Origin of the sequence: Rhizobium leguminosarum (assembly GCF_002953715.1) — a bacterium.
Lineage (GTDB): Bacteria > Pseudomonadota > Alphaproteobacteria > Rhizobiales > Rhizobiaceae > Rhizobium > Rhizobium leguminosarum_V.
The window spans coordinates 506,300-520,923 of the sequence record NZ_CP025013.1; the positions used below are offsets into that span (position 1 = coordinate 506,300).

16 protein-coding genes and 2 pseudogenes are annotated in these 14,624 nt (G+C 61.0%); 14 read left to right on the top strand and 4 right to left on the bottom strand.

What is annotated here, in order from left to right; all coding sequences use genetic code 11:
* Positions 1-2: 2 nt before the first annotated feature.
* The 8 genes from CUJ84_RS26725 to CUJ84_RS26760 all read left to right on the top strand — a co-directional run bounded on the left by CUJ84_RS26725 (position 3) and on the right by CUJ84_RS26760 (position 8,010).
* Entirely contained in the window at positions 3-1,598 is a 1,596-nt protein-coding gene (locus CUJ84_RS26725) for a GMC family oxidoreductase (RefSeq protein ID WP_105008692.1), read from the top strand.
* Positions 1,599-1,667: 69 nt separating this feature from the next.
* Positions 1,668-2,924: an ABC transporter substrate-binding protein gene (locus tag CUJ84_RS26730; RefSeq protein WP_105008693.1), complete on the top strand. Its 1,257-nt coding sequence runs from the start codon at positions 1,668-1,670 to the stop codon at positions 2,922-2,924.
* Between the two features lie 84 nt (positions 2,925-3,008).
* Positions 3,009-3,875, top strand: a complete 867-nt coding sequence (locus tag CUJ84_RS26735) for a branched-chain amino acid ABC transporter permease (RefSeq protein ID WP_105008694.1) — start codon at positions 3,009-3,011, stop codon at positions 3,873-3,875.
* Positions 3,872-4,909 carry a branched-chain amino acid ABC transporter permease gene (locus tag CUJ84_RS26740; RefSeq protein ID WP_199788855.1) on the top strand — a complete coding sequence of 346 codons (1,038 nt, stop codon included), beginning with the start codon at positions 3,872-3,874 and terminating at the stop codon, positions 4,907-4,909. The genes CUJ84_RS26735 and CUJ84_RS26740 overlap by 4 nt, the downstream gene beginning before the upstream one ends.
* Positions 4,906-5,610 carry an ABC transporter ATP-binding protein gene (locus CUJ84_RS26745; protein ID WP_105008695.1) on the top strand — a complete coding sequence of 235 codons (705 nt, stop codon included), beginning with the start codon at positions 4,906-4,908 and terminating at the stop codon, positions 5,608-5,610. Before CUJ84_RS26740 ends, CUJ84_RS26745 begins: the two co-directional genes overlap by 4 nt.
* Positions 5,610-6,329 carry an ABC transporter ATP-binding protein gene (locus CUJ84_RS26750; RefSeq protein ID WP_105008696.1) on the top strand — a complete coding sequence of 240 codons (720 nt, stop codon included), beginning with the start codon at positions 5,610-5,612 and terminating at the stop codon, positions 6,327-6,329. Before CUJ84_RS26745 ends, CUJ84_RS26750 begins: the two co-directional genes overlap by 1 nt.
* 15 nt (positions 6,330-6,344) lie before the next feature.
* A complete protein-coding gene (locus CUJ84_RS26755; RefSeq protein ID WP_105008697.1) occupies positions 6,345-7,061 on the top strand; it encodes an SDR family NAD(P)-dependent oxidoreductase in 717 nt (238 codons plus the stop codon).
* A 10-nt stretch (positions 7,062-7,071) separates the two neighbouring features.
* Positions 7,072-8,010 carry a helix-turn-helix domain-containing protein gene (locus tag CUJ84_RS26760; RefSeq protein ID WP_105008698.1) on the top strand — a complete coding sequence of 313 codons (939 nt, stop codon included), beginning with the start codon at positions 7,072-7,074 and terminating at the stop codon, positions 8,008-8,010.
* Positions 8,011-8,031: 21 nt separating this feature from the next.
* Here the strand turns inward: CUJ84_RS26760 and CUJ84_RS26765 are convergent, their stop codons facing one another.
* From CUJ84_RS26765 to CUJ84_RS26775, 3 genes are read right to left on the bottom strand one after another with little or no spacing between them, the layout of a single operon-like run.
* Complete coding sequence (locus CUJ84_RS26765) at positions 8,032-8,421, bottom strand: nuclear transport factor 2 family protein (RefSeq protein WP_105008699.1); 390 nt, start codon at positions 8,419-8,421, stop codon at positions 8,032-8,034.
* Positions 8,422-8,430: 9 nt separating this feature from the next.
* Positions 8,431-9,210 (bottom strand): MoaF C-terminal domain-containing protein, encoded by a 780-nt coding sequence (locus CUJ84_RS26770; RefSeq protein WP_105008700.1) that lies wholly within the window; start codon positions 9,208-9,210, stop codon positions 8,431-8,433.
* Between the two features lie 13 nt (positions 9,211-9,223).
* Complete coding sequence (locus CUJ84_RS26775; protein WP_105008701.1) at positions 9,224-10,009, bottom strand: SDR family NAD(P)-dependent oxidoreductase; 786 nt, start codon at positions 10,007-10,009, stop codon at positions 9,224-9,226.
* 453 nt (positions 10,010-10,462) lie between these two features.
* On the opposite strand from CUJ84_RS26775, the gene CUJ84_RS38870 reads away from it, so the two are divergent.
* Positions 10,463-10,690 (top strand): hypothetical protein, encoded by a 228-nt coding sequence (locus CUJ84_RS38870; protein WP_105008702.1) that lies wholly within the window; start codon positions 10,463-10,465, stop codon positions 10,688-10,690.
* A gap of 86 nt (positions 10,691-10,776) precedes the next feature.
* Here CUJ84_RS38870 and rsgA read toward each other — a convergent pair.
* A pseudogene (rsgA, locus tag CUJ84_RS26785) lies at positions 10,777-11,123 on the bottom strand (GTPase RsgA); the annotation flags it as partial.
* Between the two features lie 262 nt (positions 11,124-11,385).
* Here rsgA and blh point away from each other — a divergent pair.
* The 5 genes and pseudogenes from blh to CUJ84_RS26810 all read left to right on the top strand — a co-directional run bounded on the left by blh (position 11,386) and on the right by CUJ84_RS26810 (position 14,619).
* Positions 11,386-12,684: a bifunctional sulfur transferase/dioxygenase Blh gene (gene blh / locus CUJ84_RS26790; RefSeq protein WP_105008703.1), complete on the top strand. Its 1,299-nt coding sequence runs from the start codon at positions 11,386-11,388 to the stop codon at positions 12,682-12,684.
* A complete protein-coding gene (gene bigR / locus CUJ84_RS26795; protein WP_105008704.1) occupies positions 12,675-13,022 on the top strand; it encodes a sulfite-sensing transcriptional repressor BigR in 348 nt (115 codons plus the stop codon). Before blh ends, bigR begins: the two co-directional genes overlap by 10 nt.
* On the top strand, positions 13,019-13,429 hold the full coding sequence (locus tag CUJ84_RS26800) for a YeeE/YedE family protein (protein WP_105008705.1): 411 nt from the start codon (positions 13,019-13,021) through the stop codon (positions 13,427-13,429). The genes bigR and CUJ84_RS26800 overlap by 4 nt, the downstream gene beginning before the upstream one ends.
* Positions 13,426-13,857 (top strand): YeeE/YedE family protein, encoded by a 432-nt coding sequence (locus CUJ84_RS26805; RefSeq protein ID WP_105008706.1) that lies wholly within the window; start codon positions 13,426-13,428, stop codon positions 13,855-13,857. The genes CUJ84_RS26800 and CUJ84_RS26805 overlap by 4 nt, the downstream gene beginning before the upstream one ends.
* Positions 13,839-14,619: pseudogene (locus CUJ84_RS26810) on the top strand (sulfite exporter TauE/SafE family protein). Before CUJ84_RS26805 ends, CUJ84_RS26810 begins: the two are co-directional and overlap by 19 nt.
* Positions 14,620-14,624: the final 5 nt, after the last annotated feature.

The window sequence follows — 14,624 nt, forward strand, 5'->3', positions numbered from 1 at the left end:
CCATGACCAACTTCGACTATATTATCGTCGGCGGCGGATCGTCCGGCTGCGTACTGGCAAACCGGCTCTCCGAGAACCCGCAAAATAAGGTTCTGCTGATCGAATCCGGTCGGCGTGACGCCGACCCCTGGATCCATGTTCCGGCGACCTTTTTCAAGGTCCTCGGCAAGGGGGTCGACATTCACCCTTATGCATCCGAGCCGGAGAAGGGCCTCAATGGTCGCCCTTGCATTACCCCGCAAGGAAACGTGCTTGGCGGCGGCAGTTCCGTCAATGCGATGATCTACATCCGTGGCCACAAGAACGACTACGATACCTGGTCGCAGATGGGGTGTCATGGCTGGTCCTACGAAGATGTACTGCCGGCTTTCCGATCGCTCGAGAACAACGAAACCCTCAATGGCGAGTTTCATGGCCGCAGCGGCGGCCTGCACGTCTCGAACCCCCGTCACCGGCACCCGCTGAGCGAAGCCTTCGTTCAGGCAGCCACGCAAGTCGGCATTCCGTATAATCCGGACTTCAACGGCGCCAATCAGGAAGGCGTCGGGTTCTACCAGAGCACGACGTATCGGGGACGTCGTTGGAGTTCCGCGCAGGCGTTTCTGCGCGACGCGGAGACACGGCCGAACGTCACGGTCCTGACCGAACGAAAGGTCGCCCGCATCCTGTTCGAGGGTCGGCGCGCGACGGGTGTCGCGTTGCAGGACGGGACCATATTCACCGCTTCCAAGGAAATCGCCCTGACGGCGGGTGCGATCGCGACACCCAAGATCCTGCAGCTTTCGGGCATTGGCGAGGCAGAGCATCTCCGATCTCACGGCATCAATGTGGTGGCCGACCTGCCGGGTGTCGGCGCAAACTATCAGGATCATCTCGAAGCGCCGGTTCAAGGCGAGACCCACGAGCCGATCTCCATCCTCGGGCATGACAGTGGGATTCGCGCCGCCGGACACATGGCGCGCTACCTGCTGTCGCATCGTGGCCTGCTTTCATCGAACGTCGTCGAATGCGGTGGTTTCGTCGATACGGCCGGTACCGGCCAGCCGGATGTTCAGTTCCATGTCCTGCCGGTTCTTGTGGGCTTCGTCGACCGCGATCCCGAACCCGGTCATGGTCTCAGCATCGGCCCCTGTTACCTTCGGCCGCGCTCGCGCGGCACCATTCGTCTCAGAAGCGCCGACCCGAATGACAGGGCGGAGTTCAACGCCAATCTCCTCTCGGACCCGGCCGACCTCGATACGTTGGTGCGCGGTGTCGAGACAGCGATCCGCATTCTGGATGCGCCAGCACTTGCGAAGCTTATCAAGCGACGCGTCCTGCCGAAACCGGGGGTCGAAAGTGATCCCGCGGCATTGCGCGACTACATCCGCCAGACCGCCAAGACCGTTTTCCATCCGGCGGGCACGGCGCGCATGGGGCGAGCTGACGATCCGATGGCGGTTGTCGGGGCCGATCTGAAAGTGCGCGGAGTCGAGGGTCTGAGGGTATGCGACGCGTCGGTGATGCCGACGCTGGTATCGGGCAACACCAATGCTCCGGTGATGATGATTGCGGCGCGCGGGGCCGCCTTCATGACAGGCAAGGCGATCGCCGGCTGAGGCAGAGATTCCACGATGGAAGACGTTCGCGGGGAGTGCGGACAATAACGGAAACTGGAGGAGGAAACGATGAGAATAGATATGAGGGGGCTGGTGGTCGGCCTCGGCCTGATGCTGCTTTCGGCATTCAGTGCTCATGCCGCTGCGTCCTGCGGCGACAATACCGGCAAAGCCGCGACGGGCGAACCGATTGTCATCGGTGCGATCACCGGCAAAACCGGTCCGGACGATTTTTCGAATTCGACCAGGGCCGCTAAGGCCTATTTCGACTGCTTGAACGCCAATGGCGGCATCAAGGGGCGGCCGGTCAAATATCTGGTCGAAGACGATCAGTGGAATCCTGAGACGGCCGCTCAGCTGGCCGCCAAGCTCGTCAACGACGAGAAGGCGGTGCTGATGGTCGGCAATTCGAGCTTTGTCGAATGCGGCGCAAATGCGGACTTCTACAAGAAATCCGGCATTGTCGTCGTCGCTGGCGTCGGCGTTCCTCGCGAATGCTTCTTTGCCGAAAACTACGCCGCGACGAATGCCGGGCCGCGCGTCTCCACGCTGGGCGCCATGGGCTACGCTTTAGATCAGCTCAAGGCAAAGTCGGTCGTTTGCATCGGTCCGAACATCCCGAATGTCGGTACATGGTCCTGCGACGGCATTAAGTCGCTGGCCAAGGAAAAAGGCTTTACGGCCGAAACGATCCTGATGGATCCCGGTACGGCCGACTCGACCTCGATCATCCTGCAGGCGGCGGCTTCCAAGCCTGATGTCATTATCCTCGGCCTTCCCAAGGGCGTCACAATCCCGCTTCTGACCGCGGCCGAAGAACAGGGGCTCAACCAGACCATCAAGTTCCTCAGTGCCGCATCGGCTTATGACCTTTCGGTGCCCGGCACAATTGGCGCAGGCTGGGATGGAAACTTCTATGTCAACATGGAGTTCAACGATCTTGAGGCCGCGACGCCCGACAATCAGAACTGGCTTGCCGTCATGGACAAATATGGCCAGCCTTCCGATCCGCGCGACACGTTCGCCCAGGCCGGATATCTTGCCGCCCGGATTGCCGAGAAGGCACTGATGTCACTTGATCCCAAGGGCATCACCCGCCAAAGCACCAGTGCCGCTATCCGGCAGGTCAAGGGCTTTGCCAGCGATATTTTCTGCGCGCCTTGGTATTTCGGCGATGGTCAGCCGCGCCACAATGCAAATTCAACGACGCGCATGGCAGTCAGCGAAGGCGGCAAGTGGAAGGTGATTTCCGATTGCGCGCCATCGCCCGATCCGGAGTTGGCCGACATCCGCGCCTTTGAAAAGAGCGCCGGAATAGCTCCGTAAATTGAGGCATCACGCATCATCCCGTGGTCCGAGCCACGGGATACGCTGCCCGCCGTCTCTTCGGCTGCACATCGGAATCCGCTCATGACCTTTTTACCATTTCTGATATCGGGTCTCGGAATTGGGGCCGTCTATGCCCTCTCAGGCGTCGGCCTTGTCATCCTCTTTCGGGCAACCGGGGTCCTTAACTTCGCCTTCGGCGCGTTTGGTGCAATCGGCGCGCATTGCGCCTGGCAGCTTCTCGAATGGAAAATACCGCTTTCCGTGGCCATCCTCGCGGCCGTCGTCGTGTCCACGGCCATCAGCTTTCTTTACGGGCGGATCTTTGCACCTATGCTATCGCATCGCGATACGGTCGTGCGTGCCGTCGGGACCTTGGCGCCGGCCTTGGTGCTGATCGCCCTGATGGGAATTATTTGGGGTGAGCTGCCGCGTCGCCTGCAGTTTCCGACCGACCAGATGTTCGTTTCCCTCTTCGGTGTTCGCCTGACCTATACGCGCATCATCGCCATCCTGCTTGCTGTGGTGATGGTCGGCGCGATCACCCTGCTGCTCAATCGGACGCGCCTGGGCCTTGACATGCGAGCCTTGGCCAACGACCGCGACCTGAGCGCAATTCTCGGTGTTCGCATTCTCTACACAGAAACGGCGGCATGGGTCATTACCGGCATTTTTTCCGGTTTCGCCGGCCTGCTGCTTGCCGACCTCGTCCGCCTCCAGGGCACGTTCCTGACTTTGCTGGTGATCCCAGCGATCGCGGCGGCAATTCTCGGCCAGTTGCGCTCGCTTTGGGAAACGGCTGTCGCTGGGCTTCTGATCGGCATTGCCGAAGCTGCGCTCACCCCGGTCGGCTGGATCTCACCCTATCGCGCGGCCGCACCTTTCATTATCGCGCTCGTCGCGGTCACGATCTTGGGGAGTACGGCCAAGGCCGTGTTGAAGGACCGATGATGACTTCGCAGCAGACCATACAGGCACTACCGGAGCGCGTTCCGGTGGCCCGCTTTCCCAAACAGCTTCTTCAAGTTCCCGCGACGATGGCTCTGTTTGCTGCCGTGGTCACGTGTCTTGCCAATTCCTACTGGCTGTCGGCGGCAACGTCGGCGGTGGCGCTGTCGCTGTCGGTGGCGGGGCTGGCAATCCTCTATGGGCAGCTCGGCCTCGTCTCGCTTTGCCAATTCGCGCTCGTCGGGGTTGGCGGCTGGGTAACGCTTCGTGTCGGCCACGGCTTTCACCCGCCGTTCGAAGTCAGCCTTCTGGCCGGAGGCATCGTCGCTTCCGTGGTCGGCCTTGCCTTCGGCCTGCCGGCGCTGCGCCTGAGAGGGCTCTATCTCGCCCTTGTCACGCTGATGCTCGCGGGCGCTTTTCAGATCATCATCAGCGCCTGGGGCTTTCCCGACGGCGGCGACGGCTTTCTCGGCCGTGCCGACGGTTCCGGCCGCGCCATGCTGCCCCGGCCTGGAATTGCCGAGGGAGCGGTCGCCTATTTTCTCTACGTTTGCCTTGCCGCGACGATCGCTCTGCTAATTGCGCAATGGCACAAGCTGGGGCGACCAGGCCGCGCCTGGGCTTTGATCCGCAAGGGCGAGACGGTCGCCATTGCAAGTGGAGTCAATGTGCTGACCTACAAGGCATGGGCATTCGCGCTCAGCGGCTTCCTCGCGGGCGTTTCTGGTGCACTGCTTGCCGGAAATGTCGGTCAGCTCGATGGTCGTGCGTTTGGCGCCTTCGAAAGCCTGAACCTCTTCGCCCTGGCGATCGTCGGAGGCGTCTACAACTGGTACGGAGCGCTGATTGCCGGGCTGCTGCTGCGGGCGGTGCCGGCGCTGCTGACCGATCTCGGGATCGATGGTTATGTGACCATCGGTATTTTCGGCGTCGCTCTGTTCCAGGCATTGGCGACGGCACCATCCGGCATCGCCGGACAGATCGCCTCGCTGATCGCACGGCTGCGGTTCGGTTCGGCAAAGGAGAGGGCGCGATGATCGCCATCGACAACCTTGTCGTCCAGTTCGGCGGCGTCAAGCCGATCAATGAATTGACTGCGACCCTCGCTGCGCCAATCGCCGGTCTGATTGGCCCGAACGGTGCGGGTAAAACAACCTTGCTCAATGTTCTCTCAGGTTTCGTCAGGCCGGCTCGTGGCAGCGTCGCACTGAATGGCGAACAACTGCTGGACCTTGCACCGCTGCAGCGCGTGCGCGCCGGCCTTCGCCGGTCTTTCCAGACTGAGCAGGTCGTCGAGGATCTGACGGTGTCGGGCAATCTCGCCGCGATTGCGGATCATGTAGTGGCGCCGCTAAATCGCGCCACGGCCATCGATGCCGCTCTTGCTTTTGTCGGCCTCCGACCGGTGACCGATAAGCTCGGCCAGTCGCTCAATCTGTTCCAGCGCCGTCTGGTCGAGCTCGGCAAATGCGTCATCGGCAATCCCAGGCTCATCCTGCTCGATGAACCTGCCGCCGGCCTGACGGAAGAGGAGGGCGACATGTTTCGCGAACTCGTTTTGCGCATCCCCGCCGAAGTCGGGGCGCAAGTGTTGGTGATCGATCACGACGTCGAGCTCATTCGGGCGATGTGCAGCGAGACGATGGTGCTCGATTATGGGAAGCTGCTGGCGCTGGGGCCGACGGAAGCGGTGCTTGCCGACCCGAACGTGCGTCGCGCCTATCTGGGGGAATTCTGATGGCAGCGATCTCATCCGTGGTCGTTGAAAATCTCGCCGTCGAGCGCGGTGGCAAACGGGTCATCCACGATGTCTCCTTTGCCATCAAAAGCGGAGAAATCACCGCGTTGCTGGGTGCCAACGGCGCCGGTAAGTCGAGCACCGTTATGGCGCTTGCTGGCGTCCTACCTATCGCTGGCGGCAGAATGCGGCTCGACGCGACGTCGCTCACCGGGCTTTCTCCCGATCGCATCCGCCGAGCCGGCCTGGCGCTGGTGCCGGAGGGCCATCGGGTGCTGGGCCAGCTGTCGGTGGAAGACAACATTCTCGTTGCTGCCTTCGATGGATCGCCTTCCGCCCGCCGCGAGGGACTCGAAAGAGCCTATGAAATATTTCCCGAACTTGCCCAGCGCAAACGCCAGCTGGCTTCCGATCTCTCGGGGGGCCAGAAGCAGATGGTCGCGATGGCGCAGGCGTTTATCGCCAAGCCAGGCTTCATGGTGGTCGATGAGCTTTCGCTTGGGCTGGCGCCGGCTGTGGTCAAGCGGTTGGCGGAAGCACTAAAGATAGCGGCCCAAAACGGCATCGGCGTGCTCCTGATCGAACAGTTCGCCAACCTTGCTCTCGATCTGGCCAATCACGCGATGGTCATGGAGCGCGGCCGGCTGGTCTATGACGGTGCTTCCGCGACGTTGAGGGCCAATCCCGAAATCCTGCATGGCGCCTATCTCGCCAGCTGATCTCAAGGAGAGACGATGACCTTTGCCAACGATCTTTTTACCGGCCGCACGGTCGTTATCCCCGGCGGAACATCGGGCATTGGGGCTGCGACGGCTGAGCGTTTTGCTGCGCTCGGTGCCCGGGTGGTCTGCTGCGGCCTTGGCGCCGCCGGCGGGCCACGCAGCGAGCGGATCGAGAGCCGGGACATCAACGTCCTTCAGCCCAGCGCTCTCGACGATTTCTTCGCGAGCCTCAATCAGATTGATGTGCTCGTGAATTGCACCGGCGTCAGCCGCGATCGCGACGAATGGAAGAAAGAGAAGTTCGATGAGGTCATAGCAATCAACCTGACGTCGGTCATGGATTGTTGTCGCTTGGGCCGCAGCCGGATGAAATCCGGTTCGTCCATCATCAACATTGCGTCCATGTATTCGACGTTCGGCGCGGCCGATCGGCCAGGTTATTCGGCCAGCAAGGGAGCGATCGTACAACTGACAAAGTCGTTGGCGCAGGAACTTGCGGCGGAGAATATCCGCGTCAACGCCGTCGCGCCAGGCTGGATCGTAACGCCGCTGAGCCGGGCGTTGTTTGCCGATGAAGTCGTTTCGGCGCCGATCAGAAACCGCATACCGGCGGGACGATGGGGCGAGGCGGCGGAAGTCGCCGACGCGATCGTCTTCCTGTCGTCCGAGGCAGCACGCTACATAACCGGCGTCTGCCTGCCGGTCGACGGCGGCTACCTGACTTCATGAGGAAGACAGCATGGAACCGGTTTTCTCATCCGTTAAAGTTGCAGGGGGAAGGGATTTTCCGAGCGTTGCCCGCAGCTTGTTCGGCAACGTGCGGCTCGATTTTCAATCGGGTGACGAAGATCAAAGCCGGCTGTTGTCGGCAATGCTCGGCACCTGCCGCCTGACGCTGCTGGAAGCCGATATGCACACGGTTTTTGGCGAACGCGTGACCCTCGGCTCGGACTCTCCCGATGCCATCAAATTGGTTTTCCAGACACATGGCCTTTCGTCCCTCAACCAAAATGGCCGTAGCGTTCCCGTCGGCGCCGGCGCGAGCATCATGTATGATCCAAGCCGTCCCTATGTGCTGACCAACAGAACGGCTGTCCGCCTGCTTCTCCTGCAATTGCCGCGTCGCGCGCTTCCAGTTCAAGCGGTCAACCGGCTGATGGAGCCGTTTGTCGCCATGCCCGAACATGCGGGGATGCAGCGCATCCTGCTTTCGCTGATGGATTCGACAATCCGGGAGATCGGCAGGTTGGACGACACGGCGCGTGCCAGCCTCGGCCAGACGATGATCGAACTCGTTCGTACCATGATCGGCGATCCGCAGCGGGAACGATCAAGCGCCCATTCCCTTGACCTGCTGCGACGGCGTGTGAAGGACTTTGTCTCGGACCACATCTCGCGGCCCGATCTCGATGTCGGCATGATCGCGCGTCGTATGGGTTGTTCCATTCGCTACGTCTATCGTGCATTTGAGGCCGAGGGCACGACGCCGGCCGACTATATCTGGAGCCTGCGGCTGGAAAGAGCCGCGTCCCGACTACGGGACGCTACATGCCGCCCGGGCGAAATATCGGAGATTGCCTTTGCGCTTGGGTTTTCTTCGAGCGCGCATTTCTCCCGGGCGTTTCGTGGCCGCTATGCGTTTTCGCCCTCCGATTGGCGAAAGGGCGGCGCGGCGTGAATTCGCGACGCCGCCACGCGTTTATCGCATTGCGTCCGCCACACGCAGCGTGTCGGTGAATTGTTCGAAGCGCCGGGTCTTGCCGTCTGCGACGCTCCAGACGTGAACGACACGCGCCTTGAAGGACTTGCCGGTCTGTCTGTAAGTCCCGGCATAATCACCGATTCCGATCACGTCGCTGTCTGCATCCAGCAGCCGTTCGAGGGCGAACGTGTAGCCGTCGAAGGCTTCTCCGAGTGCGAAGAAAACGTTTTTGAAAACCTCTTGCGGACCGACATAGGTGCCGGCACAGGGAAAGCCATCCATTTCCGTCCATCGGCAATCGGCGGCGATGTCGGCAAGCATGCCGTCCATATCCCGGCGCGCGTTGGCGTCGTAGTGTGCCTTCACGATTTCATAGGCTGTGCGCATTGTTCTGCCTCAAACTGGTTCCTGCCCGGGGAGATAGTAGGTCATCGATGCCTTGCGGATGAAGGCGCCGGCCGGGCTGTTCTGGATATGGCCATCACCAGTGATGCCAAGGAATTTGCCCGTCGAACGCATATCTTTGAAATTGTAGAAGAATGTCGAGGCGACAGCGATCTTGAATTCCCGGAAGGTGAAGATGTACTGGTCCTCGTCGAACTTATAGGTGGTCGTCAGGTCGACGTCCCCGTGCCCGCGTTGCACGCCGACAAGGCATTGCCATCCATAGCGTTGCGACGAGAGATAGGTATGTTCGTAGACGTGGTTCGGGCTATAGGTGAAATGCGCCCTCAGCCCGATCAGGTCGCGGCTTTCGGCGGGCACCGGTCCGCTGACCGCACCGCCTTCGAGAATACCGGGTCGGAAAATCTGCGCCACCTGCGGCTCGCCGACAGATTCCTCTTTTTCGCGCACAATCGAATAGATCGAGAGAACGCGGCGGCTGGAAACGTTCAGGATCAAGGTCTCGGCTTCTTTGGGTCGACCCGCGAAAATGACTTCGACGAAGAAGGTGTCGGGTGCGACCTCGATGACTTCGACCTTGTCGGTTGCGCTGTCATCGCCGTCCGACCATTGCACATTGTTATCGTAGAAGGTGAGTTCGAGCTTGCGGCCATCGTCAAAAGCAATCGTGTGGGATGAGCCGGAAAGGGCATTCGTCGCCGGCAGACGGTTCGCGTCGATCCCATATGCGAACTGATCGTAGGTTTTCCAGTCTTTCGGATTCTGGTTCATTATTGTCTCCTCCTCAGGTGAATGCGAGCGTGGGTAGATCGACGGTCCCGGCTCCGCCGTCGACGGTCAGGATGGCGCCGTTGACCATCGCGGCTTCCGCCGAGGCCAGGAAGCAGACTGCATTGGCGACATCCTCAGGCGTTGCGGGACAGCCAAGCGGCACGTCCTTCGTCACAAGTGCATAAGCGTCCTCGATGCTCTTCAGCTTGAATTTTTCCATGATGAATTCCATCTGCTCGTCGGCCATCGCGGTCGTCACCCAGCCGGGGCAGACGGTGTTGGTCCTCACGCCAAGACGGCCGTAGTCCCGAGCCAGCGACTTCGCTAGGCCGATACACGCATGTTTCATAGTGACGTAGCCTGCGGCATCCGGACCGGCAAAAAGCCCCGCTATCGAGGCAAGTACGACGATATTACCTTTGCTCTCGATCAAATGCGGCAGCGTTTCGCGCGCACTGACGAAGGCCGTGTTGAGGTTGAGCCTGGTCGCCAGATCCCAAGTCTCGTCCGACATACTGACAGTAGGGCCGACACCATGGCCGCCGGCATTGGCCACGAGAATATCCAGGCTGCCGAACTGCTCGGTGACGGCAAGGGCGGCAGCCTTCATGCTGGCGCCGTCGGCTGCATCGGCGACAACGACCGTGGCTCCGATCTCTTCGGCAACTGCGTAGAGTGGATCGGGACGTCGCCCCACGAGCGCGACATTCCCACCCTCCAACCGAATCCGGCGGGCGACCGCCGCACCGATTCCCGTTCCCCCGCCCGTAATAAAGGCGGTCTTGTTCTTGAAGCGCATGATGTCTCCTCTCACCTTGAGGAATATCATGGCCCAAAGCGGCGCAGCCGTCGTGTCCACTTCTGCAGTAAGTTTTGACTGAGAGTGCACAGACCACGGTCAGCAGACGATGTCGATTGGCCTGTCTGCGCCGAGGCCACCATATGCGTTCCATATATCAACCTTATGCCGGGAATTTCGGTTTATCAGCTACTTAGCTTGCTGAGTTGAGGCGCCGGCGGCTCAGATCCCTTCAAGAGCACCAAAACGGGTGGGCCTCGGCTCGGTCGTACCGATTGACAACGATTGCTTCGGGTCTTTCTCGCAACACCTGAGCGGGAACTGGAATCTTGGACGGATTTGGCTGGATTAGAGCGTTTCAGTTACGGTATTCGTAGGACTGCGAAGCGATTTAATGTACGCGAGCGGGACAGCTAGAAAAAGCACGTCCGCATCTCCTAAAGCAGGACCTTGATGAACGCGGATATGATAGCCGCCTGGGCGGTGGGAAATGGATTCCATGCGATGGATTCCGGGAAAAGCGTGATCACGATCGAGATAAAGAGGATGTCAATCCTCCTCATCGATGAGAGGCAGGGATTGCGACCGCGCCTCATATCGCGGTTGTTCAAAGACATATCCCTCACAAGGGGGAGCAGCCGCTTGCAGGGTCTTGTTCTTGACCGCAATCCCACTCACTGAGCGCTGACGCTATCCCGCAGCTCAGCTAATTCAGGTGGCGGATCGTGGCTGCCGCCGATGAGCAGCGTCGCAAATGCTCAACACTTTCAATATTTCTTCTTGCGAACGATCTTGTTGCCGCGGGGTCCGCTCATGACCGGTGTTCGGTCGCGGTTTTCGGCAAGCAGGTTCCGCCAGCGCTCCAGGCGATCGGCGACCAGGGCTCCGCTTGCGACAGCTGCATGAACCGCGCATCCCGTTCATGGGCATGGGTGCAATCGCGAAAGCGGCAAAGCGGCGCCAGTTCGGTTATTTCAGCAAAGAGGGTGTCTATACCGTCGGCGACATCACTCACGTAGAGCGTTCTTATTCCGGGTGTATCGATGACCCAGCCGCCGCCTGAAATTGCATGCAGGGATCGCGCCGTGGTTGTGTGTCGGCCCTGCGCGTCATATGTCGGCGGCGACGAGAGCGCTTCTTCCCAGAAGCATGCCTTCCACGTGAACGGCTGCCTCTGCAGCGTAGGGCGCAGACTCGAATTTCGCACCTGCTGTATGATCGATCCCGCAAAGACCAGCAGCTTGGAACCACGTCTGCCAGCCGATACGGAATTATCGTGGATCAGTCGGCGAGCACAAAGTTCCTTGCCCACCATTGAATTTTTATTAAAATATAATATGCTATAATATATACTGTTGAACGCCACGGAGCCAGTCATGCCTGTGACCGCAATATCCGAGAAACTGTCGGTCTCGCCGCAGCCAAGTATCGAGGACATCCAGTCGCTACGCGACCAAGGATTCAAGACACTCATCAACAACCGACCGGACGACGAGGATCTTGCCCAGCCGGGAACGCAAGCCGAAAGCCAGGAAGCGAAGCACTGCCACCTGTCCTATGCGTTCGTCCCGGTCACGGCCGGCACGATCACCGAGGCGGATGTGCGTGCGTTCCAGCGCGCCGTCGACAAATCCGAGGGACCCGTGTTCGCCCACTGCAAGACCGGCACTCGGTCGCTAAGCCTCTACTTGATCGGCGAGGTCCTTGACGGCCGCATGTCTGCCGACGAGGTCGTCGAATTCGGACGCGGCCGCGGCTTCGACACCAGCGCCGCCGCAGCCTGGCTCGTGCAACATGCTGCCCGCAGGCCGCAGGTGAGGGGCTTCTTCGACAGGCGCACCTGGAGCGTCCAGTATGTGGTTTCCGATCCGGTGACCCGCAAGTGCGCTATCGTCGATCCGGTACTCGACTTCGACGAGAAGTCCGGAGCTACGGCGACCACCAACGCGGACGCGATCCTCGACTACATCCGCGACAACGGGCTGACGGTCGAGTGGATCCTCGACACCCACCCCCATGCCGACCACTTCTCCGCCGCCCATTATCTGAAGGAGAAGACCGGCGCACAAACGGCGATCGGCGAGCGCGTCGTGGACGTCCAGAAGCTGTGGAAGGGCATCTACAACTGGCCTGAGCTTGCCAACGACGGCTCGCAATGGGACCGGCTGTTTGCCCATGGCGAGACGTTCAAGGTCGGCTCGATCGATGCCAAGGTACTGTTCTCGCCGGGACATACACTCGCCTCCATCACCTTTTTGATCGGCGACGCTGCCTTCGTGCACGACACGCTCTTCATGCCCGACAGCGGTACGGCACGCGCCGATTTCCCCGGCGGTGACGCCCGCGTCCTGTGGAAGTCGATACAGGAGATCCTCGCACTCGCGGATGAGACGCGGATCTTTACCGGCCACGACTACCAGCCGGATGGTCGGGCACCTCGCTGGGAAAGCATGGTGGCCGATCAGAAGAAGTTCAACCCACATCTTGCTGGCGTGACGGAAGAAGAATTCGTGGCGCTCAGGACGAAGCGCGACAAGACGCTGCCGATGCCGAAACTCATCCTGCATGCCCTGCAGGTGAATATCCGCGGCGGGCACCTTCCGGAGCCGGAAGCCAACGGCCAGCGCTACCTCAAGTTTCCGCTCGATGCATTACAGGGAGCAGCATGGGAATGACCACCGATCCAAAGGCGATGAGGAGGGCGGGGCTTTCCCCCGCCGAGATGGCCAGCCGGGCCGGAGAGGTAGCGAACCTGCTGAAGACGCTGTCCCATCCGGCGCGCCTGATGATCGTCTGTACCCTGGTGGAAGGCGAGTATTCGGTCGGCGAGCTTGAAGAGAAGCTCGACCTCCACCAGCCGCATCTGTCGCAGCACCTGACGGTACTGCGTGGCTCCGGGATCGTCGAAACCCGGCGGGAGGGGAAACAGATCTTCTACCGCCTGACGGAAGAGAAGGCCGCGCAACTGGTCGCCGCCCTCTATGACATTTTCTGCGTAAAGGATGACAAGTGAACGCGTATCTCCCCTCATTGGTCGGGGGCATGCTGATCGGCGTGTCGGCCGTCATGCTTCTGCTCCTCAACGGCCGGATTGCCGGGATCAGCGGGATCGTCGGGCGTCTTGCTCAAGGGATCGGTTTGACGACCAATCTCGCCTTTGCGCTCGGGCTGCTGCTCGGGCCGCTCGTCTATCTGCTCATGTTCGGCGGCTGGCCGGTCGTGCAGCTCACCACCGGCTGGCCGCTGCTCATCGTGGCCGGACTGCTTGTCGGCTTCGGCTCGCGCATGGGATCGGGCTGCACCAGCGGCCACGGCGTGCTTGGGCTTGCCCGCCTGTCGCCGCGGTCGATGGTGGCGGTCGCCACGTTCCTGACGGCTGGCGCGGTCGCCGTCGCAATTCTGCGAGGTGTGGGGTTATGAACCGGAACATCTACCAATTCGTGGCGGCGCTCGCTTCGGCCGTTGTCTTCGGCTTAGGACTGTCCTTGTCCGGCATGCTGAACCCTGTCCGCGTCCAGGGCTTCCTCGACGTCTTCGGGGATTGGGATCCGAGCCTTGCCTTCGTTCTTGGCGGCGCCGTCGTCGTCGCCTTTATCGCCGTGCAGGTGATGAAGCGGATGCGGCATCCAGCCTTTGACGATAGCTTCCACGTGCCGACGAGCCGCCGGATCGATGCTCCGCTGGTCGTTGGTTCGGCCTTGTTCGGCCTGGGCTGGGGGATCGGTGGCTTCTGTCCCGGTCCGGCCGTCGCATCCCTATCGGTCGGCCTTCCCCAGACGTTCCTGTTCGTCATCGCCATGCTGGTCGGGATGACCTTGTATGACAGAGTATGGAGCAGACGGACGTGAACACCTCCATTTTGGCGGCAGTTGGCTCCGGCGGAATCGTCGGCTTCATGCTCGGCCTGCTCGGCGGTGGCGGGTCCATCCTGGCGACGCCGCTACTGCTCTACGTGGTTGGCGTGACCCAGCCGCATATCGCCATCGGAACGGGTGCGCTTGCGGTCTCGGTGAATGCCTTCGCAAGCCACGCGATCAAGGGGCACGTCTGGTGGCGCTGCGCGGCCGTCTTCTCTGCACTCGGCGTCGTCGGCGCCCTCGGCGGCTCCAGTCTCGGCAAGGCGATGGACGGAGATCGCCTGATTTTCCTGTTCGGCATTCTCATGCTCGTCGTCGGCGTCCTGATGTTGAAGCCCGGGAAGCCAGTATCGGCAGAATGTCGGCCCATCGATCTTAAGATGTGCCTTGCCACCACCGCCGTGGCACTCGCCGCCGGCGTTGCATCAGGCTTCTTCGGCATCGGCGGGGGCTTCCTGATCGTTCCCGGCCTCATGCTGGCGACGGGCATGCCGATGATCAACGCGATCGGCACATCTCTCCTCTCCGTCGCTGCGTTCGGACTGGCGACGGCCTTGAACTATGCCAGTTCAGGCTTGGTGGCTTGCCTCCGAGTTTATTGGCGGTGGCATTGTCGGCGGCGTTTTTGGCATGTTGCTCGCTGCGCGGCTCAGCGCCTACAAGAACATCCTCAACCGCCTGTTCGCAACGCTCATCTTCGTGGTTGCTGCATACATTTTGTATCGGAACTGGGGGACGGTGGTGCCGGGCTAGAGCGT